This window comes from Streptomyces sp. NPDC028711 (genome assembly GCF_055565415.1).
Genome location: NZ_JBVHUJ010000006.1, coordinates 376603 through 399349, shown reverse-complemented (window position 1 = coordinate 399349; position 22747 = coordinate 376603). Strand labels below are relative to the sequence as shown.

The window sequence follows — 22747 nt, the reverse complement described above, 5'->3', positions numbered from 1 at the left end:
TGAACCGTACGAATGAAGGATTTACTGGTTGCCGCAGGTGGAGGCCGGGGAGCCGTCCAGCCAGGGCAGGTCGTGGCCCATCCGGTCCCGCTTGGTGGTCAGGTACCGGAGGTTGTGCTCGCCCGCCGTGACCGGCATCGGCTCGCGGCCCTCGACCGTCAGGCCGTGCCGGGTGAGGGCGTCGATCTTGTCGGGGTTGTTGGTCATCAGGCGCAGGCTGCGGACGCCCAGGTCGACGAGGATCTGCGCGCCGGCCGCGTAGTCGCGGGCGTCGGCGGGCAGGCCGAGTTCCAGGTTGGCGTCGAGGGTGTCGCGGCCCCGCTCCTGGAGCTCGTACGCGCGCAGCTTGGACAGCAGGCCGATGCCGCGCCCCTCGTGGCCCCTGAGGTAGACGACGACGCCCCGGCCCGCCTCCTGGATCCGGTCCATGGAGGCCTGGAGCTGGGGGCCGCAGTCGCAGCGCAGGGAGTGGAAGATGTCGCCGGTCAGGCACTCGGAGTGGACGCGGACCAGGACGTCCTCGCCGTCGCCGACCTCGCCGTGGACGAGGGCGACGTGCTCGACGCCGTCGACGGTGGAGCGGTAGCCGTACGCGGTGAAGTCGCCGTGCGCGGTGGGGAGCTGGACCTCGGCCTCGCGGCGGACGGTCGGCTCGGCGGAGCGCCGGTAGGCGATCAGGTCCTCGATGGAGATGATCGTCAGGCCGTGCTTGCGGGCGAAGGGGACCAGCTCGGGCAGGCGCAGCATGACGCCGTCCTCACCGGCGATCTCGACGATCGCGCCGGCCGGTCGGAGTCCGGCGAGGCGGGCGAGGTCGACGGCGGCCTCGGTGTGGCCGTTGCGGACGAGGACGCCGCCGGCCTTGGCGCGCAGCGGGAAGATGTGGCCGGGGCGGACGAAGTCGGAGGGCTCGTGGGCGCCGCTCGCCAGCATCCGGAGGGTGGTGGCGCGGTCGGCGGCGGAGATGCCGGTGGTGACGCCGTGCGCGGGGCCCGCGTCGACGGAGACGGTGAAGGCCGTCCGCATCGACTCGGTGTTGTGCTCGACCATCTGCGGGAGCTGGAGGCGCTCCAGTTCGTCGTCCTCCATGGGGGCGCAGATCAGGCCGCGGCACTCGCTCATCATGAAGGCGACGATCTCGGGCGTGGCCTTCTCGGCGGCGATGACGAGGTCGCCCTCGTTCTCGCGGTCCTCGTCGTCGACGACGACGACGGGCCGGCCCGCGGCGATGTCACGGACGGCCTGCTCGACGGGGTCGAGGGCGAGGTCGGTTCCGTCCCAGGGGTGAAGCGCGCTCATGCGTGTGCTCCTTCCAGAGCGGCGGGCGTACGCGTCCGGAGCCACCAGTCGCGCAGGCCCCACAGGACGAGCGCGCCGTAGATGACGTAGACGGAGCCGGAGAAGGCATAGCCGTTGGCGAAGTTCAGCGGGACGCCGACCAGGTCGACGAGCAGCCAGGCGAACCAGAACTCGACCATGCCCCGGGCCTGGGCGTACATGGCCACGACGGTGCCGACGAAGATGTACGCGTCGGGCCAGGGGTCCCAGGACAGGCTCGGGAAGGCCTGGAAGAGCAGGGCCACCGCGACGGTGCCGGCGGCGGCCGCGGCGATCATGGCGGCGCGCTCACCCAAGGTGGCGAAGCGGACGGCGATGTGGCCGTCCCCGCCGCGTCCCTGGCGGCGCTGCCACTGCCACCAGCCGAAGAGCGCCACGACCATGACGACGACCTGCTTGCCGGCGCTGCCGGTGAGATGGCCGAAGAAGGCGCCGAAGAGGATGAGGCCGGCGAGGAACTGCACGGGCCAGGTCCAGACGGAGCGGCGCCAGCCGAGCGCGAGGGCGACGAGTCCGCAGATGTTGCCGACCATGTCGGACCAGATGATGCGCTGGTCGAGGACGGTGAACGCCTCGGAGTTGAGCCAGTTCACTTGACGTTCTCCCGGGCGCTGGGGCCGAGCAGCCGCTCGACGTACTTGGCGATGACGTCCACTTCGAGGTTGACCGGGTCGCCGCTCTTCTTGATGCCGAGCGTGGTCAGGTCGAGGGTGGTGGGGATGAGGCTGATGGTGAACCAGTCGTCGGTGACCTCGACGACGGTGAGGCTGACGCCGTCGACCGTGATCGAGCCCTTCTCGACGACGTACCGGGAGAGGTGGGCGGGCAGACCGACCTTGACAAGCTCCCAGTGCTCGGACGGGGTCCGCTCCAGGATCGTGCCGGTGCCGTCCACGTGGCCCTGGACGATGTGACCGCCGAGGCGGCCGCCGACGGCCATGGGCCGCTCCAGGTTGACGCGGGAGCCGATCTCGAGGGCGCCGAGGCTGGACCGCTTGAGGGTCTCGGCCATGACGTCGGCGGTGAACTCGCCGTCGCCGAACTCGACGACCGTGAGACAGACACCGTTGACGGCGATGGAGTCGCCGTGCTGGGCGCCTTCCGTGACCAGGGGGCCGCGCAGTCGGAAGCGGGAGGCGTCCTCCAGCTGCTCGACGGCGACGACCTCGCCCAGTTCTTCGACGATTCCGGTGAACACGGTCAGGCTCCCTTGAGGGTGGCGGTGATGCGGATATCGGATCCGATAGGCACGGTCTCGGTGATGTCGAGCCGCAACGCGTCGGTGATGGTGCTGATTCCTGCGTCGGCGAGGGCGGTGGGGCCGGCGCCGAGGAGGACGGGGGCGAGATAGCCGACGACCTGGTCGACGGCGCCCGCGGCGAGGAAGGCGCCCGCGAGGGTGGGGCCACCTTCGAGGAGGACGGAGCGGACACCGCGCGCGTGGAGGGCGTCCAGGAGGGCGCGTACGTCGATGCCGCCGCCGGCCGCCCTGGGGAGCCGTACGGCCTCGGCGAGGTCGGTCGCGGCGTCCTCGGCGACGGCGATCAGGGTGGGGGCCGCGTCGTCCAGGACGCGGGCGCCGGGCTTCACGGCGGTCGCCTCGGTGTCGACGACGACCCGCAGCGGCTGGACGGCCCCTTCGAGGCCGCGGACGGCGAGGTGGGGGTCGTCGGCACGGGCGGTGCCGGAGCCGACGACGACGGCGTCGGACTCGGCGCGCAGCCGGTGGACGTCGGCGCGGGACTCGGCGGAGGTGATCCAGCGGGAGGTGCCGTCGGCGGCGGCGATCCGGCCGTCGAGGGTGGCGGCGTACTTCCACCGGACGAAGGGGCGGCCCTGGCGTACGGAGGTGAGCCAGGCGAGGTTGCCGGCCTCGGCCTCGTCGGCGAGGAGGCCCTGGGAGACCTCCACGCCGGCGGCGCGGAGGGTGTCGGCGCCACCCGTGGCCTGCGGGTTCGGGTCACCGACGGCGTACACGACCCGGCTGATCCCGGCCTCGATCAGGGCCTGGGCGCAGGGGCCGGTGCGGCCGGTGTGGTCGCAGGGTTCGAGGGTGACGTAGGCGGTGCCGCCGCGGGCCAGGACGCCGGCCTCGCGCAGGGCGTGGACCTCGGCGTGGGGGCCTCCGGCGCGCTGGTGCCAGCCTTCGCCGACCCGGTGTCCGGAGGCGTCGGTGATCACGCAGCCGACGACGGGGTTGGGGCTCGTGGCGCCGAGACCGCGGGCGGCGAGCTCGACGGCGCGTCGCATGGCGGTGGTGTCGGCCTGCTGGGCCACCGGGTCCTCCTGCCTCTTCGGGCACGGACTCCGGGGCCTGTCGATGACGACAGAGAGCGGAAAGACGCCTCGCGCAGGGTGCGCCGAGGCCGGCGTCGCGTGGTACGCCGAGAACGGCGGCCAGCGGACGTACGGCCGGCACACCCCTGAAAGGGGTCACCCGCCGCGCACTGCCTCCCATCCGGACTTTCACCGTCGGTCCAGGAATCTCACCTGGTCAACCGGCCGCTGGCTGCGGACGGGTCGCGGACTATACCGCCGGTTCGGAATTACACCGACCCCGGAGTGCGCTGCTGCTGATACAGGGCCAGTGTGCCACGAGCCGCGCGGGGCGATACGGGCGAGATCCTGTGGGGTGGCTCACACGGCATCCTCGACGGCCTCTTTGGTCCAGACCTATTGACGCACTGGTCTAGTCCTCTTAATCTCCGTGTCACCTCCGAGGAACGGCCCGGCGGCGTGCGCACTCCACGGGCCCAACACGTACCACCCCCTTGTTCGTTGCGTGTTCTTCAACCTCCCCAGGAGGACCGATCGTGTTGTCCCCCACGACCAAGAGAGCCTCGCTGCTCGCTTCCGGCGCGGCCGTCGCCGGGCTGCTGCTCAGCTCGCTCTCCGGCGGCGTCTCGTACGCGGCCGACAACGAGACCTGTCGTCCCGACGGGCTCCACAAGACCCCCGGCGTCGACGTCCCGTACTGCTCGGTCTACGACACCGAGGGCCGCGAGAAGATGGGCGCGGACCACCAGCGCCGGGTCATCGGCTACTTCACCGGCTGGCGCACCGGCAAGAACGGCCAGCCCGCGTACCTGGCCAAGGACATCCCGTGGGAGAAGATCACCCACATCAACTACGCCTTCGGCCACATCGGCGGGGACAACAAGCTCTCCGTCGGCGCGGACGGCCCGGACAACGCGGCCACCGGGATGACCTGGCCCGGTGTCGCCGGAGCCGAGATGGACCCCGCGTACGCGTACAAGGGCCACTTCAACCTGCTCAACAAGTTCAAGAAGCAGCACCCCGACGTGAAGACGCTGATCTCGGTCGGCGGCTGGGCGGAGACCGGCGGCTACTTCGCGGACAACGGCGACCGGGTGGACTCCGGCGGCTTCTACTCGATGGCCACCAAGGCGGACGGTTCGGTCAACCAGGCCGGGATCGACACCTTCGCCACCTCGGCCGTCGACTTCATCCGGAAGTACGGGTTCAACGGCGTCGACATCGACTACGAGTACCCGACGACCATGAAGGACGCCGGGAACCCGCTCGACTGGCAGTTCGCCAACGCCCGCCGCGCCGGGCTCGTCCAGGGCTACGCCGCCCTGATGAAGTCCCTGCGCGAGAAGCTGGACACGGCCGGCGCCGCCGACGGCAAGCACTACCTGCTGACCGTCGCCGCCCCGTCCTCCGGCTACCTGCTGCGCGGCATGGAGACCTTCCAGGTGCAGAAGTACCTGGACTACGTCAACATCATGTCCTACGACCTGCACGGCGCCTGGAACGAGTACGTCGGGCCCAACGCCTCCCTCTTCGACGACGGCAAGGACGGCGAGCTCGCCGCCGCCAACGTCTACGGCTCGGCGCAGTACGGCAACATCGGGTACCTCAACACCGACTGGGCGTACCACTACTTCCGCGGCTCGATGCCGGCCGGCCGCATCAACATCGGCCTGCCCTACTACACCCGCGGCCACAAGAACGTGCAGGGCGGCACCGACGGCCTCTGGGGCAAGGCCTCCGCGGCCACCTGCCCGGCCGGAGCCGGTCTGACCAAGTGCGGTGACGGCGCCGTCGGCATCGACAACCTGTGGCACGACAAGGACACCAACGGTGCCGAGTCGCCCGCCGGCTCCAACCCGATGTGGCACGCCAAGAACCTGGAGAAGGGGATCGTCGGCGACTACGTCACCCAGTACGGCTTCCCGGCGAACACCACGCTGACCGGCACCTACGCCCGCAGGTACGACTCGACCCTGGTCGCGCCGTGGCTGTGGAACGCGCAGAAGAAGGTCTTCCTCTCCACCGAGGACGAGCAGTCGGTGGCCGCCAAGGCCGACTACGTCGTGAGCAAGGGCATCGGCGGCACGATGGTCTGGGAGATGGCCGGCGACTACGCCTGGAACGCGGCCAAGGGCCAGTACGAGATGGGCTCCACGCTCACCTCGCTGATGTACGACAAGTTCAGGGCGGCCACCCCGTACGGCGCGAAGAAGTCGAACAAGGCGCTGCCGACCCAGGCCGTGAAGATCGACGCCCAGTTCACCGAGTTCAAGCTGGGCGACTCGAACTACCCGATCACCCCGAAGATCAAGATCACCAACAACACGGCGACGACGCTGCCGGGCGGCACGGAGTTCCAGTTCGACTACGGGACCTCGGCGCCGGCCAACGCCTCCGACCAGTCGGGCTTCGGCACGAAGGTGATCAGCAGCGACCACACGGGCTCCAACGTGGGCGGCCTGAAGGGCGACTTCCACCGCGTCTCCCTGAAGCTCCCGGCCTGGCAGTCGCTGGCCCCCGGCGCCACGGTCGACCTGGCGTTCAACTACTACCTGCCGGTGTCCACCCCCTCCAACTGGACGGTGAACATCAACGGCACGACGTACGCCCTCGCCGGTGACCTGGCGCGCGGCACGACGGTGGTGGAGCCGGGCTCCACGACGCCGCCCACCACCCCGCCGACCACGCCCCCCACCACGCCGCCGACGACTCCCCCGACCACGCCTCCGACGACGCCGCCCACCGGATCCTGCACCGTCCCGGCGTACGTGGCCGGCGCGGTCTACACCGCGGGCAACGAGGTCTCCCACATCGGCCGCAAGTGGAAGGCCCAGTGGTGGACCCAGAACGAGGAGCCGGGCAAGACCGGCGAGTGGGGCGTCTGGAAGGACCTCGGCGCCTGCTGACACGTCCTGTGACGCCTCCCCTCTGAAGACCCCCGGCGGCGGACACTCACGGCCCTTGCCGCCGCCGGGCTCCCTCCGCGCCGCGCCCCCCTGTCCGGGGCGCGGCGCGGAGGCGTTCCGCGAGGCCGGGCCCTGGCCGGATTTCCTACGGGAACAGCTCGTCCTGCGCCGCGTCGCGGGCGCGCAGCAGGGCGCCGCGGAGGACGGCCGCGTCGCCGAGGCTGCTGGGCCTGACCTCCGTACGGAGGGGCGAGAGCGCCACGAGTTCGGACTCCACCCGCGCGGCGAGCTCCGCGCCGCCCTGGTGGCCGGTCTCCCCGCCGAGGACCACACAGCCGGGGTCCAGTACGGAGACGACCGCGGCCGCTCCGACGGCGAGGCGGCGGGCGAGGGCGTCGAGGAAGGGTCCGTGGCCCGAGGCGAGCGCGTCGGCCGGGTCGAGTCCATGGGCGGCGGCGAGGGTCTCGACGGCGGCCGCGCAGGCCAGTTCGTGGAAGCCGCCGTCGCAGCCGGTGGCCGAGGGCAGCCCCGAGGTGCCGGGGACGGGCAGGAACCCGATCTCGCCGGCCCCGCCGGAGGCCCCGCGGCGCAGCCTCCCGTCGAGGACGACGGCGGCGCCGACACCCTGGCCGAGCCAGAGCAGGACGAAGTCCTCCCGGTCGCGGGCAGCGCCCTCGCGGAGTTCGGCGACGGCGGCGAGGTTGGTCTCGTTCTCGACGAGGACGCGGGCGGGCAGCCGCTCCTGGAGGACAGCGACGAGCCGCCGGTGCCAGGCGGGCAGTCCCGTGGAGTCGCGGAGTTCGCCGGTGGCCGGGTCGATGAGTCCGGGGGCTCCGACGGCCACGCTGTGCAGCCGGTCGGCGCCCGCCTCCTTCACGGTCCGCTCCAGGAGCGTGACCGCCTTCTCCACGGCCGGTCCCGTGCCGCTGTCGTCGCCGACGGGGACCGACGCCTCGGCGAGGGTGGTGCCGAGCAGGTCGGAGACGGTGACGGAGACCGAGCGGGTGCGGACGTCGAGGGCGGCGAGGTGCGCGCGGTCGGCGACAATCCCGTACAGCTTGGCGTTGGGACCGCGGCGCTCGGCTCCCGACTCCCCGACGACATGGACGAGCCCGGAGCCCTGGAGCCGTTCGACGAGGTCGGCGACGGTGGGCCGGGAGAGTCCGGTGAGGGCCTTGAGCTGAGTGGCCGTCAACGGGCCCTCGTCCTGGAGCAGTCGCAGGGCGAACCGGTCGTTGATGGCTCGTGCGGTGCTCGGGGATGCGGCCATGCGGCGATCCTCTCAGACGCGTGGGGAGCGGCACTCCCCACGGCGCTCTATTTATCAGGCAGGCTTCCTGATAGTTTACGCGACACACCACGACCACTGGGAGGGGCCCATGGCGGCGGAGACCGTCACCAGCACCGATCGCCTGCGGCGGGCGCGCTTCGCCGTCGCCGCCGTGTTCTGCGTCCACGGCGCCGTCACCGGCAGCTTCGCGACCCGCATCCCCTGGATCCAGGAGCACGCGAGCGTCAGCGCGGGACAGCTCGGACTCGCGCTCGCCTTCCCCGCGCTCGGCGCCTCGCTCGCGATGCCGCTCGCCGGAGCCATCGGCCACCGCTTCGGCGCCCGCACGGCGCTGCGCGGCCTGCTGGCCCTCTGGACGCTCTCGCTGACGCTGCCCTCCCTTGCACCGAACATCTGGGGGCTGTGCGGCGCGCTCTTCGTGTACGGCGCCACGGCCGGCATGTCCGACGTCGCGATGAACGCGCTCGGCGTCGAGACCGAGAACCGGCTCGGCAAGTCGATCATGTCGAGCCTGCACGGCATGTGGAGCGTCGGCGCCCTCATCGGCTCCGCCGCCGGCACGGTCGCCGCCCACCTCGGCGGCGACGCCCGGCTCCACCACCTCCTCGCGGCCCTGCTCCTCACCGCGCTCGGCCTGCTCTTCTGCCAGGGCGTGCTCGACGTGCGCAGCACCCCCGACGAGGAGGCCCCGCCACGGTTCGCGCTGCCGCCCAGGTCCGCCCTGGTCATCGGCGCCATCGGCTTCTGCGCCGTCTTCGCGGAGGGCGCCAGCCTCGACTGGTCGGCCGTCTACCTCCGGGACGAGCTGGGCAGCTCGGCCGGTCTCGCGGCCGCCTCCACCACCGCCTTCGCGCTGACGATGGCCGTGGCCCGGCTCGCCGGCGACCGGGTCGTGGACCGCTTCGGGGCGGTCCGTACCGTACGCGTCGGGGGCGTCGCCGCGACCGTCGGCGGGGTCATGGTGGTGTTCGCCCCGCACGCCGCCGTGGCGATGGCCGGATTCGGTCTCATCGGGCTCGGGATCGCCGTCGTCGTCCCGCTCGCCTTCGCGGCGGCCGGGCGCAGCGGCCCGAACCCCAGCCAGGCCATCGCGGGCGTCGCCACCATCACGTACACCTCGGGTCTGATCGCCCCCTCGGCGATCGGCGGCATCGCCGACGCGACCTCCCTCGTCGTCTCCTTCGGCCTGGTCACCCTGCTCACCCTGGGCCTCGTGGTCGGTGCGGGCGTGCTCAGGACGGCGGGCCGGAAGGCGGCGTCGACCCCGGCGGCGCCCTCCGCGAAGACCTCGGGTCCGGTGGGGGGCTAGGGCGCGGGCCGGCTGGCGCGCACAACTCCGTCTGGCGGTGGCGCCTACCATATGGCTGATCTTCTGCGGTCATGACGCGGCCGCAGGAACCGGAGAACGGGAGCGACCTCATGAACCTCGGCGTGCGCTGGAGTCTGCACGGCGACGGGCGGACACCCGCGCCCGGAGCGGTCGTCCGCCCGGACGAACGGCTCTCCTGGCCCCGTACGGCGGGCCTCGGCGCCCAGCACGTGGTGGCCATGTTCGGAGCGTCGTTCGTGGCCCCGGTCCTCATGGGCCTCGACCCGAACCTGGCGATCATGATGTCGGGCGTCGCGACGGCGATCTTCCTCCTCGCGACCCGCGGCACCGTCCCCTCCTACCTGGGCTGCTCGCTCTCCTTCGTGGGTGTCGCCGCCGCCATCCGGGCCTCCGGCGGCAGCAGCGCCACCGTCACCGGCGCGGTCCTCGTCGTGGGCGCGGTGCTCTTCCTCGCCGGTCTCGCGGTGCGGAGGTTCGGGGCGCGGATCATCCACGCGGCGATGCCCCCGGTCGTGACGGGCGCCGTCGTCATGCTGATCGGCTTCAACCTCGCCCCGGTCACCGCCGCCACCTACTGGCCGCAGGACCAGTGGACCGCGCTCCTCGTCATGCTCTTCACCGGGCTGGCCGTGGTCTGTCTGCGGGGCTTCTGGTCCCGGATCGCGATCTTCCTCGGCCTGATCTTCGGCTACGGCATCTCCTGGGTGTTCGACCTGGTCTTCGGCAGGATCCACTCGATGTCCCCGAGCGGCCAGGTCACCGACCACTGGCGGCTCGACCTGTCCGGGGTCTCCACGGCCGACTGGATCGGCCTGCCCTCGTTCCACGGCCCGAGCTTCGAGTGGTCCGCGATCCTGGTCGCGCTGCCCGTCGTCATCGCCCTGATCGCCGAGAACGCCGGACACGTCAAGGCCGTCGGCGAGATGACCGGCAAGCCGCTCGACGACCAGCTCGGCACCGCGATCGCCGCCGACGGCGCCGCCTCGATGCTGTCGACGGCCGTCGGCGGCCCGCCGAACACCACGTACTCCGAGAACATCGGCGTCATGGCCGCCACCCGCGTCTACTCGACCGCCGCGTACTGGGCCGCCGCGGGCTTCGCCCTGCTCTTCGGCCTCTGCCCGAAGTTCGGCGCGGTCGTCGCCGCCATCCCCGGCGGCGTCCTCGGCGGCATCACCGTGATCCTGTACGGCATGATCGGCCTGCTCGGCGCCCAGATCTGGATCAACGCCAAGGTGGACCTGCGCAACCCGCTCAACCTGGTCCCGACCGCCGCCGGCATCATCATCGGCGTCGGCGGGGTGAAGCTGACCATCACCGACACCTTCGAGCTGGGCGGCATCGCGCTCGGCACGATCGTCGTCATCACCGGCTACCACGTGCTGCGCGCGTTCGCCCCGGCCCACCTCAAGGAGCAGGAGCCCCTGCTCGACTCCGGGACCAGCTCGTACGAGAGCACGCCCGGCGAGGAACCGGTGTCGAAGAACTGAGTGATTCGCCCGTTCTGGGTAAGCCGGGCCCGGGGAGTTCCCTCGCGGGCCCGGCGGCTGGGAGCCTGCCCCCATGGCGCAGACCCAGCAGCTCGGGCAGCAACTCGGACCCTTCGTAGCCGTCGACCCCGTGGTGGACCGGATGCGGGCGCTGCGCGCGGCCTGGCATCCGGCCGACGGGGTCGCCGTCTTCAACCGCGTCTATCTGACCGTCACGGAGGAGATCGGCCACGCCATCGAGGCGGGCGGCTTCGCCGACCGGCGGGCCGCCGCCACCCTCGACGTACGGTTCGCCGAGCGCTACCTCGCGGCGGTCGACGCGGTCGCCACCGGCGGCCCTGCCCCCGCCTGCTGGCGGCCCCTCTTCCACTACCGGCGCCACCCCGGCGTACGGCCGCTGCAGTTCGCGCTCGCCGGGATCAACGCCCACATCGGCCACGACCTGGCGCTCGCCGTCGTCGACGCCTGCGGAATCCTGGAGTGCGCGCCGCCCGATCTGGAGGACGAGTTCGACCGGGTCGGGGACATCCTGGTGCTCCTGGAGGAGCGGATCCGGGAGGAGCTGATGCCCGGCCCCGACCTCCTGGAGATCGCGGACCCGCTCACCCATCTGCTCGGCTGCTGGAGCCTGGACCGGGCCAGGGACGGGGCCTGGCTCGCGGCGCGCTCCCTCTGGGAGCTGCGCGGTGTCCCCGAGCTCGCCGGGGAGTTCACCGAGCGCCTCGACCGGTCGGTGGGCCTGGTGGGACGGATGCTGCTCACGCCGCTCACCAGGCCCTGAGACCTCTGGAGGTCAGTCCTCCGGCAGCTCGACCGGGGCGATCTCGTCGTACACGTCGCCCGGGCCCGGGTTGGTGCCGTCGGTGGCGCCGCCGAAGTGGTGCATCACGCCCCAGACGGCGTTGAGCGCCGTCTGCACCGCGCCCTCGGCCCAGCCGGCCGTCCAGGAGATGTCGTCGCCGGCGAGGAAGATGCCCCGCTTGTCCTCGGGCAGCCGGTCCTGCATGAAGTGCGTGAACAGGCGCCGCTGGTAGCGGTAGTGACCGGGCAGGTTCGCCTTGAACGCGCCCATGAAGTAGGGCTCGTTCTCCCAGGAGACCGTCACCGGGTTGCCGATGATGTGCTTCCGGATGTCGACCTTCGGGTAGATCTCGCCGAGCGACTTCAGCATGACCTCCATCCGCTCGTTCGCGGAGAGCGGCAGCCACTTCAGGCTGTCGTCGCACCAGGTGTACGAGAGGCAGATGGTGGCCGGCTTGTCCGGTCCGTCGTCCAGGAGGTACGTGCCACGGGTCATCCGGTCGGTCAGCGTCATCGACATGACGTCACGCCCGGTCTCCTCGTCCTTGTCCAGCCAGAAGGGCCGGTCGACGGGGACGAAGAGCTTGCTCGACTCCATGTAGTGCGTGCGCTCGATCGCCGTCCAGTGGTCGATCGGGAAGAGCGAGTCGTCGCAGGCGATCTTGGACAGCAGCATCCAGGACTGGGCGGTGAAGATCGCCGCCTGGTACGTGCGGATGTCGCCGGAGGCGTCGGTGACGGTGATCCGGTTGCCCGCGGTCCGGTTCAGCCGGGTCACGGCCGGCTTCGGGGCGCCCTCGTGCAGGGAGCTGAGCGAGGTGCCCTGCGCCCAGTGGACGATCTTCTCCGGCTCGCGCTCCCAGAGGCGCAGCGGCAGCTGCTGCGAGCCGCCGACGATGCCGCGGTGGTGGTCGTCGGCCTCGGTGTAGACGACGCGGAGGATCTCCAGGATGGAGTTGGGGAAGTCGGTGTCCCAGCCGCCGGTGCCGAAGCCGACCTGCCCGAAGATCTCCCGGTGCCGGAAGGACTTGAAGGACTCGGACTCGCAGAGGAAGCCGTAGAACGTCTGGTTGTCGAGCTTCTCGACGAGCTTCGACCAGATCTCGCGGATGCGCGGGACGTCGCGCTCACGCATGGCCTGGTTCATGTCGGAGAAGTCGGCGCCCTCGTCCAGACAGGCGTTCCACGCGTTCATCACGTCGCGGTAGACCTGCGGGAGGTCGTCGACGGTGGTGGCGTAGTGCGACTCGCCCTTGAGGTCGACGACGGTCGAGGGGGTCGACTCGGCCAGCGGGTTCGGGAAGGGCGTGGTCTCGAGACCGACCAGGTCGATGTAGTGCTGGAGCGCGGTCGAGGAGGGCGGGAAGCGCATGGCGCCCATCTCGGCGGTGAGGCCCTCGGTGGCGGTGCCCTCGAAGCCGACGGTCCGCAGCCGCCCGCCGATCTGGTCGGCCTCGTAGACGACGGGCTTGAGGCCCATCTTCATCAGCTCGTACGCGGCGATGATGCCGGAGAGCCCGCCGCCGATGACGGCGACCTCGGTGCCGTGCTCGGTCGCCGGTATCTGGCCGAGTCCGGCCGGGTGGGCCAGGAAGTCGTCGTAGGCGTACGGGAAGTCCGGACCGAACATGGTGATCGGCGGCTGGCCGTCGCTGTGCGGAACGGCGGTCGTGGGCACCGTGGACGTCATGGGGTACGGACTCCTTGCACGAAAAAGGTGAGGCAGGTCGGGGAGGCGGGGGGCTGCTCAGACGAGGGAGCCGTAGAGCCCGGGGCGGCGGTCGGCGAGGTACGGGTTGCCCGCGCGCGAGGCCGCCAGGAAGGCGGGGTCGACATCGCCGATGACGAGGTCCTCGCCGCGGCCGGCGCGGGCGCGGGCGGTGCCGTCGGGGCCCGCGAGGGTGGAGAGGCCCACGAACTCGAAGTCGCCCTCGGGGCCGGTCCGGTTGGCGTACGCGATGTAGAGCTGGTTCTCGAAGGCGCGCACGGGGACGACGGACTCGGCGACGATCTCGGCGGGGTGCATGAGCGCGGTCGGCACGAGGAGGAGGTCCGTACCGGCCAGGGCCTGCGCCCGTACGTTCTCGGGGAACTCGACGTCGTAGCAGATCATCAGACCGACGGTGAGTCCGTCGATCTCCGCCTGCGCGACGCTCTCCTCGCCGGGCGTGAACCACTGGGTCTCGAAGCCGCCGTAGAGGTGGGTCTTGCGGTAGCGCACGAGGGTCTCGCCGTCGGCGCCGATGAGCTGGGCGGAGTTGTGCAGGACCCCGTGCCGCTCGGTGTTCCGCTCCGGGTAGCCGTAGCCGACGGCCAGACCGTGGCGCACGGCGACGGCCGCGACGGCACGGGCGGAGGGGCCGTCGGCCGGCTCGGCCAGGCGGGCCATGTCGGCGCCGATGGCGTACCCGGTGAGGAAGAGCTCGGGGGCGAGCAGCAGGCCCGCGCCGGCGGCGGCGGCACGTCCTGCGGCCTCGTCGAGGATCTTGAGGTTGGCGGCCACGTCACCGAGCTCACCGGAGCTCTGGAGCAGGGCGATGCGCAGCGCGGACATGCGTGATCCTCGGGGGTCGAAGTAAAGGGGGAAGACGTCAAAAACGGTACGGTTTCGCGCTCCGTCGGGACAAGACTGCAGCGTTGCGGACCGACCGTCGAACCGTTGCGCGATCGGCCGGGCGGGCGGCGATTCGTTGCGTACGGCTCCTCCCGGGGTACCAGGGCTTCCCCGCCGCGCGGCGGAGACGGAACCGTCCTCCGGCGCGACGCCGGCCGGCGGGCGCCGCGAAAGAGTGGTGGTCGTCCGGTCGACCCGCCGGACCAGCCGAAAGGACCGGGGAACCATGAACCGTCGTACGAAGACCGTCGCCGTCGCCGCCGCGATTCTGCTCACCTTGGGGGCCGGGGGTGCCGCCGTCGCCTCGACGGACCACGCTCCCGCCCCGGCCGCCGTCTCGGAGGCCGCCGCGCTGACCGGCACGGCCAAGCTGTACCGGCCCGCCGGGGACGACATCACCTTCACCTTCGACGCGCATCTGGCCGAACAGGACCGGCAGGATCCGATGAAGGCCACCGGCACCTTCCGCTTCAGCCACTACAAGGGTGACTGGGGCGGGTACGCGAAGGTGAAGGTCGACTGTCTCGCCACGGGCGGGAAGGTGGCCGTCGTCTCCGGTGTCGTCGTGGAGACCGATGTGAAGGAGTTCCGGAAGGCGCGCGTCGGCGTCACGGTCCACGACGACGCAGGCGGCGACCGGCTCGGCTACACCTGGATGACCGCCGACCCGCAGAAGGACAAGATCCCGCCGTGCCTCAGCGGCGCGCCGTTCGAGAAGGTCCAGGAGGGGACGGGCGACTTCCGGGTCACGCCCTGGGAGTTCGTCTACCCGACCGAGTAGGGCGGCCGGCCACCCATGGACCGCCCCACGGGGGTGGGCGGGCGAAGGGCGGTGCGGGAACCACGGCCCGCACCGCCCCGATCGCCCAACCTGCGGGGGCTGTACGGAGCTACGCCGGTGAGCCCGAGGAGAAGCGCCGCAGCAAGGGCGAGAGCACCAGGACGGACTTGGTGCGCTCCACGAACGGCTCACCCGCGATCCGCTCCAGGACCCGCTCGAAGTGCCGCATGTCCGAGGCGAAGACCTGGACGACGGCGTCCGCGTCACCGGTGACGGTCGACGCGGACACCACCTCGGGATACCGCTCAAGACCTCGCCGGATGTCGTCCGGCGAGGTGTTGTGGCGGCAGTAGATCTCGACGAACCCCTCGGTCTCCCAGCCGAGCGCCGCCGGGTCCACCCGTACGGTGAAGCCGGTGATGGCGCCCTCGGCCCTGAGCCGGTCCACGCGCCGCTTCACGGCGGGCGCGGAGAGTCCGACGAGCATGCCGATGTCGGCGTAGCTGCGGCGGGCGTCTTCCGCGAGGGCGTGGACGATGCGTTCGTCGAGGTCGTTGAGTCGCACTACGGGTGGATCACTTCTCTGCGGGGGTCTCTGCCGGAGCCGGGGCCGAGGCCAGTCGGGAGCGGCGCATGCCGTACAGGAAGTAGAACACGAGGCCCACCACCATCCAGCCACCGAAGTACACCCAGGTGATGATGTCGAGCTTGTACATGCTGTACGCGCAGAAGGCGAAGCCGAGGATCGGGAAGACCGGGCCGAGCGCCACCTTGAACGAGCGGTCCATGTCGGGGCGGCGGTAGCGGAGCACCACCACGGCGACGTTGACCAGGGCGAACGCGAAGAGCGTGCCGATGCTCGTGGCGTTGACCAGCTCGCCGAGCGGGACGGCGGCGGCGAGGAGGCCGCAGAAGAGCGAGACGATCATCGTGTTGGCGCGCGGCGTGCCGGTCTTGACGTGGACCTTGCCGAAGACCTTGGGGACGAGGCCGTCGCGGGACATGGCGAAGAGGATGCGGGTCTGACCGTAGAGGACGGTGAGGACGACGCTGGCGATGGAGATGACCGCGCCGGCGGCGAGCAGGGTGCCCCAGAAGCTCTGGCCGGTGACGTCGTTCATGATCGCGGCGAGTGTCGCGTCGGTGCCGGCGAACTTCTTCCAGTCCCAGGCGCCGACGGCGACGAAGGCGACGAGCACGTACAGCGCGGTGACGATCAGCAGGGAGAGCATGATCGCCCGGGGCAGGTCGCGCTTGGGGTTCTTGGCCTCCTCGCCAGCCGTCGAGGCGGCGTCGAAGCCGATGTACGAGAAGAACAGGATGGCTCCCGCGGCGCCGATGCTGCCGGCACCGAGCGGCATGAAGTCCGAGAAGTTGCCGGACTTGAAGCCGATGAAGCCGACCGCGCAGAACAGCGCGAGCGAGGCGAACTTCACGAACACCATGATCGTGTTGGCGCGAGCGGACTCCCGGGCGCCGCCGAGCAGGAACACCATCGCGAGGGCCACGACGATCAGGGCCGGCAGGTTGAACACGCCGCCGTCGCCGGGGGGCGCGGTGAGCGCCGTGGGGAGCGTGACGCCGATCGTTCCGTCGAGGAGCTCGTTGAGGTAGTCGCCCCAGCCGACGGCCACGGCGGCGATGGAGACGCCGTACTCCAGGAGCAGACACCAGCCGCAGATCCAGGCGATGACTTCACCCATCGTTGCGTACGCATACGAGTAGGAGGATCCCGCCACGGGTATGGTGCCGGCCAGTTCGGCGTACGAGAGGGCGGAGAACAGCGCCGTGAGGCCGGCGAAGACGAACGCGACGGTGACCGCGGGGCCCGCCAGCGGAACCGCCTCACCGAGCACCACGAAGATGCCGGTGCCGAGCGTGGCACCGATGCTGATCATGGTCAGCTGCCACATCGAGAGTGACCGGCGGAGACTGCCGCCCTCACCCTGCCCACCCTCTGCGACCAGCTGTTCCACCGGCTTGCGGCGGGTCAGAGCACGGAGAGCGGAGGTCTTGCGGGGGGCCGTGTCGACGACCGGCGGGGCTGCGCCTTGATCCAGCACTGCGGAGGCTCCTTATCGCTGCCTGTGGGTACGGAGACGACCGCAGCGGTGCGCGGGCGTGACGAGTCAGGCCCACGGGGGAAGGGGAACCGCCGAGCAGGCGGTCGCCGCCACTCCTGGTACGAGGCACGAGCCTAAACGCCAGAGGTTCGCACTCGTAATGCAGGGTTGTTGCGCAGTGGCGGATGATCATTGCGCGCTTCGGGCGCAGACGGGTAAACATTGCGCTCCCCCGCATGAATCGACACATCGGGGTGTGAACCGGCCCTCGCACGCGTATGGACTCCTCATGTCCGATGACCCACACTTCGAGCTCCCGACCCCCTCGACGACGGAGGCCCCGGTGGGCTGGTGCGACCCGGCGCCCTTCCTGCGCGGCACGGCCTGGCTCGACCACGGCCGGCCGGTGCGGGCCGACCCGGCCGACCTGGAGCGGCTGCCGTGGGACGTCGCCGAGCGGGCCGCGCTGCCCATCGGCGTACGGCTGGAGTTCACGGCCGCGCCGGGTACGCGCGCGGTGCGGCTCCGCTACCGGGCGGCCGTCCCTGAGCCGGACGACCCGCTCGGCGGGCTTCGCCACTGCTTCGCCGTCTGGAGCGGTACGCGGCTCGTCGGCGAGACCTGCGCCGCGCCGGCCGCCGAGGCCACCGTCACGCTCCCGCTGCCCCCGGGCGGCGGTGTCTTCACCGTCCACCTCCCGGAGGGAGAGGCGCCCCTGCCGCTCGCCCTGCGGGCCGTCGGCGGCGCCCTCTCCCGCGCTCCCGTCCGGCCCCGCTGGCTGGTCCACGGCGACTCCATCACCGAGGGCTGGTGGTCGACCCGTCCGGCCCTCTCCTGGCCCGCGACGGCGGGACGGCTGCTCGGGCTCGACCCGGTGAACCTCGGGTACGCGGGCGGGGCGCGGGGCGAGCTCCCCCTCGCCGAACACCTGGCGCGGCTCCCGGGCGAGTTGATCACCCTCGCGTTCGGCACCAACTGCTGGTCCCGGGCGCCCGCGACGGCCGACTGGCTGTACGCCACCGTCCGGGCCTTCGTCGCTCTGGTGCGCCAGGGGCATCCGGAGACGCCGCTGCTCATCGTCTCGCCCGTGCTGCGCCCTGAGGCGGAGCACACCCGCAACGCTTTCGGAGCGACCCTCACGGAGCTGCGCAGGGCGATGGAGCGGGCGGGCCGGGATCTGGCGGCGGAGGGCGACGGGCGCCTCCTGGTCCTCCCGGGACGGCCACTGCTCGGCCCGGAGCACCTGGCGGACGGACTGCATCCGGACGACCGGGGGCACGCCAGGATCGCGGCGGCGGTGGCGGAGGCCCTCGGACCGTACGTCCCGACCGGCCCTGCCACGGCGCCAGGGCCCTGACGAGGCGACCGTACGGAAACGCCGTGGGCCCCCGGGGAGGAACTCTCCGGGGGCCCACGGCTCTCTCAGTGCCCGGTGACTAGCTCCAGCTGGCGTGCAGCGGCTTGCCCTCGGCGTAGCCGGCGGCGGACTGGATGCCGACCACGGACTTCTCCTCGAACTCGGCGAGCGAGCCGGCACCGGCGTAGGTGCAGGAGGAGCGGACGCCCGCGATGATCGAGTCGATCAGGTCCTCGACACCCGGACGGGCCGGGTCGAGGAACATGCGCGAGGTGGAGATGCCCTCCTCGAACAGCGCCTTGCGGGCACGGTCATAGGCGGACTCGTCGCTCGTACGGTTCCTCACGGCGCGGGCCGAGGCCATGCCGAAGGACTCCTTGTACGCACGCCCCTTGGCGTCGTGCTGGAGGTCGCCCGGGGACTCGTACGTACCGGCGAACCAGGAGCCGATCATCACGTTGGAGGCACCGGCGGCAAGCGCCATGGCGACATCGCGCGGGTGCCGGACGCCACCGTCGGCCCAGACGTGCTTGCCGTACTTCTTCGCCTCGGCGGCGCACTCCAGGACGGCCGAGAACTGCGGGCGGCCGACGCCGGTCATCATGCGGGTGGTGCACATGGCGCCGGGGCCGACGCCGACCTTGATGATGTCGGCGCCCGCCTCGATGAGGTCCTTGACGCCCTCGGCGGCGACGATGTTGCCCGCGACGATCGGGACCTGCGGGTCGAGCGCCCGCACGGTCCTGATGGCGGAGATCATCGACTCCTGGTGGCCGTGCGCGGTGTCGATGACGAGCGTGTCGACGCCCGCGTCGAGCAGCTGCTTGGCCTTGCCCGCCACGTCGCCGTTGATGCCGACGGCGGCGGCGATGCGCAGCTGCCCGTTCTTGTCGACGGCGGGGCTGTACAGCGTCGCGCGCAGCGCGCCCTTGCGGGTGAGGATGCCGACCAGCTTGCCGTCGGCGTCCACGGCCGGGGCGTAGCGGCGGTTGGCGGCGTCGAGGGTGTTGAACGCCTCGCGCGGGTCGATGTCGGCGTCCAGGAGCAGCAGGTCCTTGGACATGACCTCGGAGAGCTGGGTGAAGCGGTCGACGCCGGAGAGGTCGGCGTCGGTGACGACACCCACCGGGCGGCGGTTCTCGTCGACGACGACACCGGCGTCGTGGGCACGCTTCGGCAGCAGCGAGAGCGCGTCGGCGACGGTCTGGTGCGGCTCGAGGACGATCGGGGTGTCGAGCACGTGGTGGCGGCTCTTGACCCAGGCGATGACGTCGGTGACGACCTCGATCGGGATGTCCTGCGGGATGACGACCAGGCCGCCTCGGCGGGCGACGGTCTCGGCCATCCGGCGGCCGGCGATAGCGGTCATATTGGCCACGACGAGCGGGATCGTCGTCCCGGATCCGTCCGGCGAGGAGAGGTCCACCGCCTGGCGGGAACCGACGGCCGAGCGGCTCGGCACCATGAAGACATCGTCGTACGTCAGGTCGTAGGGCGGCTTGACGTCATTGAGGAAACGCACGTGCTGACATCCCAGTCGTTCGGATCGGCCCCTAGGCATTTCAGCCAGGGGAAAAAGCACGTAGTTCATTCTCCCACGCCTGTGCGAATTCCGGCCCCGGGCTAATCGTCCGAGCCTTGCGTGGGCTTGCCTGTGGGATCCTCCAAATGACCGAGCGAGAGGAGGACGGTGAGACCTTCGGCGCTGGCGCGGGACGCCGCGGAGAACACCTCCTCGGCGATCGCCCATTCGTCGGGACTGGTCTCGGCATAAGCCTGCCAGCCGGTCACCACGATCGCCATGGGTCGGCGCATATCGGCGAGGCAGTCGGCGAGGGCGTCCCAGTTGCGCCCGAACCAGACCGGCAGCGGGAGGGCGCGCACGCAGCGGTTCATGAAGGCGTTCTTGTCGGTGACTCCGTGCAGGTCGAGCACGACGGGGCGGGAAAGGTCGGGGGCCCCGTGGCCCGTGCCGTGGGTCGCGTTCATGAGCCGACCACCTCCCGGAAGCTCTGGTAGTGGTCGTCGGTGTAGTACGTCTCCCCGGTCCTGCCGGTGACGATGCGCCGGGCGCCGCGATCGCGTTCGCCGGGCGTCCGGACCGTGTACTCGCGGTAGTGTCCGCGCGGCTTCCGCGGCAGGATCCGCTCGAAGTTGCCGAAGACGGCGCCGTCCTTGGCGTACGGATAGGGTCCGCCCGACTCGATGAGCGCGAGCGTCTCCCGTGCCTCGGGAGGCAGATCCGCGACCTTGACCACCGGCAGCGTGGAGGCCCTGCTCGCCTGCGCGGAGGCGACGGAGGTCCCGCCGCGCGGGGTCGGGTCGGTCTCGCCGCCCGAGCATCCGGTGAGGAGGAGCGAGAGGCCGGCGAGCAGCGCGAGCGCGGCCCGCGCGCACCTGAGGATCATGCCCCGATGCTGCCACCGCGCCGCCCGGGGGCCGGTACGGGCGCGCCGTCCCGGCGGTGGAGGGTGGTCGACGCGTGGGGCCGGGAAGTCGGCCCCGTGGGGCGAGGAGCCGACACCGCGAGGCCGGGGCCGTGTCGCCTCAGCTGTAGTCGGGGTCCGTGCGGTCGAGTGCCGGGTGGGTGCCCGGGCTCGACTCCGTGAGGAGGAAGTCCGCCGCGGCCCGGTCGGTCACCAGGCTGGTGACGAGCCCGGAGCGGAGCACCGCGCCGATCGCCGCCGCCTTGCGCTGGCCGCCGGCGATGGCCACGACCTCGGGGATCCGGCGCAGCCGGTCCGCCTCGACGGTGATGCAGCGCTCGCCGAGATCGCGTCCGACCCGGCGCCCCTCGGCGTCGAAGAGGTGCGCGGACATCTCGGCGGCGACGCCGAGCGAGGCGTAGTGGGCGCGCTCCTCGTCGGAGAGCATGTCGTGGACGGTCGAGATGCCCGGCTCCCAGGAGCCGATGGAGACGCAGGCGACGGTCACCTTGTCGAAGTACTCGAAGGCCCGGGCGATGCCGGTCTGGCTGCGCAGCGCGGCCGCCGTCGCCGGGTCGGGGAGCAGCATCGGCGCGTAGATCGGGTGGGCCTCGCCGCCGGAGACCTGGGCGGCGCGGCGTACCGCCTCGACGGAGCCGCGCTCGGCGGTCCCGGCGTCGTACACCCCGGTGAGCTGGACGACCGTGCACGGCGGCAGCCGGTCGAGGGCGGCCGCCATGTGGATGGTGGAGCGGCCCCAGGCCAGGCCGAGGACGTCGCCCTCGGCGACCAGCTCGCCGAGCAGGTCGGCCGCGACCTCGCCGAGGTTCTCCGGGTCGGGCGACTCGTCCTCGCCCTCTGCCGGGGATTCGACGACGACGGCGTGACGGAGCCCGTAGCGGGCGCGGAGCGCGTCGGAGCGCTCGGCGTCCAGCTCGGCCGGTACGCGGATCTCGATGCGCACGAGGTCGCGCTCGAGGGCGGTCTCCAGGACCCGGGCCACCTTGAAGCGGCTCACGCCGAACTCCTCGGCGATCTGGATCTTGGACTTGCCCTCGAGGTAGAAGCGGCGGGCCATGGCCGCCGCCTGCACCAGCTCCGCGGGGCCCATCCGCAGGGCTGACCGTCCCGCCGACATACCCGCCACCGCGATCTCCTCACTGCCGTTCATGTACCGCTGTTCACGTACCGACTGTTCACGTACCGACGTTCACGTACCGATGTCGTTCACACTCTGGACTCGCCGTTCATCCTGTCAGATCCGGCGGGCCTTGATCAGTCCTGTCGGCGGCCCGACGGACCGCGTTCATCCGCCGGAGGCTCAGTGGCCACACGCCCACGGGGCGGTTGCCGTCACGGCGTCCGCGCGGGCCCTCAGGGAGGCGACGGCGGCGGCGGGGTCCGCCGCGCCGTAGACCGCGGAGCCCGCGACGAAGACGTCGGCGCCGGCCTCGGCGCACCGCTCGATCGTGGACTCGGCGACCCCGCCGTCGACCTGGAGCCACAGCTCGAGACCGTGCTTGGAGATCAGCTCACGGGTGCGGCGGATCTTCGGCAGCATGATGTCGAGGAAGGCCTGGCCGCCGAAGCCGGGCTCGACGGTCATGATCAGCAGCATGTCGAGCTCGGGGAGCAGGTCCTCGTACGGCTCGATGGGCGTGGCCGGCTTGAGGGCCATCGAGGCCCGCGCGCCCTTGGCCCGGATCTCCCGCGCGAGCCGGACGGGCGCCGCCGCCGCCTCGACGTGGAAGGTCACCGAGCCCGCGCCCGCCTCGACGTACTGGGGCGCCCAGCGGTCGGGGTCCTCGATCATCAGGTGGCAGTCGAGGGGCGTGTCGGTCGCGCGGGCGAGCGACTCCACGATCGGCACACCCAGGGTCAGGTTGGGCACGAAGTGGTTGTCCATCACGTCGACGTGCAGCCAGTCGGCGCCGTCGACGGCCTTCGCCTCATCGGCGAGCCGGGCGAAGTCCGCGGACAGGATGCTGGGGTTGATCTGCGCCATGTGCCAAGCCTCCCACGTTCTTGGGTACTTCTTTGCCGCCGAGCTGTTTCGGTTGCGGTCCAGACCAC

Annotated in this window: 20 protein-coding genes and 1 riboswitch; of the genes, 6 read left to right on the top strand and 14 right to left on the bottom strand. The window is 71.5% G+C overall.

The genetic code is table 11. The features are described 5' to 3' along the window. Positions 1–21 precede the first annotated feature (21 nt). Genes ACZ4VK_RS21710 through ribD form a run of 4 tightly spaced genes read right to left on the bottom strand, consistent with a single transcriptional unit; the run spans position 22 to position 3615 of the window. Positions 22–1299 carry a bifunctional 3,4-dihydroxy-2-butanone-4-phosphate synthase/GTP cyclohydrolase II gene (locus ACZ4VK_RS21710; protein ID WP_468354245.1) on the bottom strand — a complete coding sequence of 426 codons (1278 nt, stop codon included), beginning with the start codon at positions 1297–1299 and terminating at the stop codon, positions 22–24. Continuing rightward, on the bottom strand, positions 1296–1931 hold the full coding sequence (locus ACZ4VK_RS21705) for a nicotinamide mononucleotide transporter family protein (RefSeq protein WP_468354243.1): 636 nt from the start codon (positions 1929–1931) through the stop codon (positions 1296–1298). The genes ACZ4VK_RS21710 and ACZ4VK_RS21705 overlap by 4 nt, the downstream gene beginning before the upstream one ends. Further along, on the bottom strand, positions 1928–2536 hold the full coding sequence (locus tag ACZ4VK_RS21700; RefSeq protein WP_468354241.1) for a riboflavin synthase: 609 nt from the start codon (positions 2534–2536) through the stop codon (positions 1928–1930). The genes ACZ4VK_RS21705 and ACZ4VK_RS21700 overlap by 4 nt, the downstream gene beginning before the upstream one ends. Before the next feature lie 2 nt (positions 2537–2538). After that, the gene (gene ribD / locus ACZ4VK_RS21695) at positions 2539–3615 is read right to left on the bottom strand and encodes a bifunctional diaminohydroxyphosphoribosylaminopyrimidine deaminase/5-amino-6-(5-phosphoribosylamino)uracil reductase RibD (protein ID WP_468354239.1); all 1077 of its coding nucleotides are present in this window, start codon (positions 3613–3615) and stop codon (positions 2539–2541) included. 163 nt (positions 3616–3778) lie between these two features. Further along, positions 3779–3908: riboswitch (FMN riboswitch) on the bottom strand. 243 nt (positions 3909–4151) lie between these two features. On the opposite strand from ribD, the gene ACZ4VK_RS21690 reads away from it, so the two are divergent. Beyond that, on the top strand, positions 4152–6521 hold the full coding sequence (locus ACZ4VK_RS21690; RefSeq protein ID WP_468354237.1) for a chitinase C-terminal domain-containing protein: 2370 nt from the start codon (positions 4152–4154) through the stop codon (positions 6519–6521). Positions 6522–6666: 145 nt separating this feature from the next. Here the strand turns inward: ACZ4VK_RS21690 and ACZ4VK_RS21685 are convergent, their stop codons facing one another. After that, a complete protein-coding gene (locus tag ACZ4VK_RS21685) occupies positions 6667–7791 on the bottom strand; it encodes an ROK family transcriptional regulator (protein ID WP_468354235.1) in 1125 nt (374 codons plus the stop codon). 109 nt (positions 7792–7900) lie between these two features. Here ACZ4VK_RS21685 and ACZ4VK_RS21680 point away from each other — a divergent pair, with 109 nt between their 5' ends. The 3 genes from ACZ4VK_RS21680 (at position 7901) to ACZ4VK_RS21670 (ending at position 11413) form a co-directional block, all read left to right on the top strand. Then, the gene (locus ACZ4VK_RS21680; RefSeq protein ID WP_468354233.1) at positions 7901–9121 is read left to right on the top strand and encodes an MFS transporter; all 1221 of its coding nucleotides are present in this window, start codon (positions 7901–7903) and stop codon (positions 9119–9121) included. A 110-nt stretch (positions 9122–9231) separates the two neighbouring features. Next, the gene (locus ACZ4VK_RS21675) at positions 9232–10632 is read left to right on the top strand and encodes a uracil-xanthine permease family protein (protein WP_468354355.1); all 1401 of its coding nucleotides are present in this window, start codon (positions 9232–9234) and stop codon (positions 10630–10632) included. 73 nt (positions 10633–10705) lie between these two features. Further along, the gene (locus ACZ4VK_RS21670) at positions 10706–11413 is read left to right on the top strand and encodes a DUF5995 family protein (protein ID WP_468354231.1); all 708 of its coding nucleotides are present in this window, start codon (positions 10706–10708) and stop codon (positions 11411–11413) included. Positions 11414–11425: 12 nt separating this feature from the next. Here ACZ4VK_RS21670 and ACZ4VK_RS21665 read toward each other — a convergent pair whose 3' ends face one another. Together ACZ4VK_RS21665 and ACZ4VK_RS21660 are read right to left on the bottom strand one after the other, a co-directional pair. After that, positions 11426–13123, bottom strand: a complete 1698-nt coding sequence (locus tag ACZ4VK_RS21665) for a flavin monoamine oxidase family protein (RefSeq protein WP_389684748.1) — start codon at positions 13121–13123, stop codon at positions 11426–11428. Between the two features lie 57 nt (positions 13124–13180). Further along, positions 13181–13987, bottom strand: coding sequence for a carbon-nitrogen hydrolase family protein (locus ACZ4VK_RS21660; protein ID WP_468354229.1), 807 nt, complete (start codon positions 13985–13987; stop codon positions 13181–13183). A 286-nt stretch (positions 13988–14273) separates the two neighbouring features. Between ACZ4VK_RS21660 and ACZ4VK_RS21655 the strand changes: the two genes are divergently transcribed. Continuing rightward, the gene (locus tag ACZ4VK_RS21655; protein ID WP_468354227.1) at positions 14274–14828 is read left to right on the top strand and encodes a Repetin; all 555 of its coding nucleotides are present in this window, start codon (positions 14274–14276) and stop codon (positions 14826–14828) included. A 109-nt stretch (positions 14829–14937) separates the two neighbouring features. Here ACZ4VK_RS21655 and ACZ4VK_RS21650 read toward each other — a convergent pair whose 3' ends face one another. Together ACZ4VK_RS21650 and ACZ4VK_RS21645 are read right to left on the bottom strand one after the other, a co-directional pair. Further along, entirely contained in the window at positions 14938–15393 is a 456-nt protein-coding gene (locus ACZ4VK_RS21650; protein WP_389684745.1) for an Lrp/AsnC family transcriptional regulator, read from the bottom strand. Positions 15394–15403: 10 nt separating this feature from the next. Continuing rightward, positions 15404–16891: an amino acid permease gene (locus ACZ4VK_RS21645; RefSeq protein ID WP_468354225.1), complete on the bottom strand. Its 1488-nt coding sequence runs from the start codon at positions 16889–16891 to the stop codon at positions 15404–15406. A 289-nt stretch (positions 16892–17180) separates the two neighbouring features. Here ACZ4VK_RS21645 and ACZ4VK_RS21640 point away from each other — a divergent pair, with 289 nt between their 5' ends. After that, on the top strand, positions 17181–18248 hold the full coding sequence (locus ACZ4VK_RS21640; RefSeq protein ID WP_468354223.1) for a GDSL-type esterase/lipase family protein: 1068 nt from the start codon (positions 17181–17183) through the stop codon (positions 18246–18248). A 79-nt stretch (positions 18249–18327) separates the two neighbouring features. Here ACZ4VK_RS21640 and ACZ4VK_RS21635 read toward each other — a convergent pair whose 3' ends face one another. The 5 genes from ACZ4VK_RS21635 to rpe all read right to left on the bottom strand — a co-directional run bounded on the left by ACZ4VK_RS21635 (position 18328) and on the right by rpe (position 22679). Continuing rightward, positions 18328–19770 carry a GuaB1 family IMP dehydrogenase-related protein gene (locus tag ACZ4VK_RS21635; RefSeq protein ID WP_389684742.1) on the bottom strand — a complete coding sequence of 481 codons (1443 nt, stop codon included), beginning with the start codon at positions 19768–19770 and terminating at the stop codon, positions 18328–18330. A gap of 101 nt (positions 19771–19871) precedes the next feature. Next, a complete protein-coding gene (locus ACZ4VK_RS21630) occupies positions 19872–20237 on the bottom strand; it encodes a barstar family protein (RefSeq protein WP_468354221.1) in 366 nt (121 codons plus the stop codon). Further along, a complete protein-coding gene (locus tag ACZ4VK_RS21625; RefSeq protein ID WP_468354219.1) occupies positions 20234–20656 on the bottom strand; it encodes a guanyl-specific ribonuclease in 423 nt (140 codons plus the stop codon). Before ACZ4VK_RS21625 ends, ACZ4VK_RS21630 begins: the two co-directional genes overlap by 4 nt. Positions 20657–20795: 139 nt before the next feature. Continuing rightward, positions 20796–21845, bottom strand: coding sequence for a sugar-binding transcriptional regulator (locus ACZ4VK_RS21620; protein ID WP_468354217.1), 1050 nt, complete (start codon positions 21843–21845; stop codon positions 20796–20798). Between the two features lie 150 nt (positions 21846–21995). Further along, complete coding sequence (gene rpe, locus ACZ4VK_RS21615) at positions 21996–22679, bottom strand: ribulose-phosphate 3-epimerase (RefSeq protein WP_266889584.1); 684 nt, start codon at positions 22677–22679, stop codon at positions 21996–21998. Between the last annotated feature and the right edge of the window lie 68 nt (positions 22680–22747).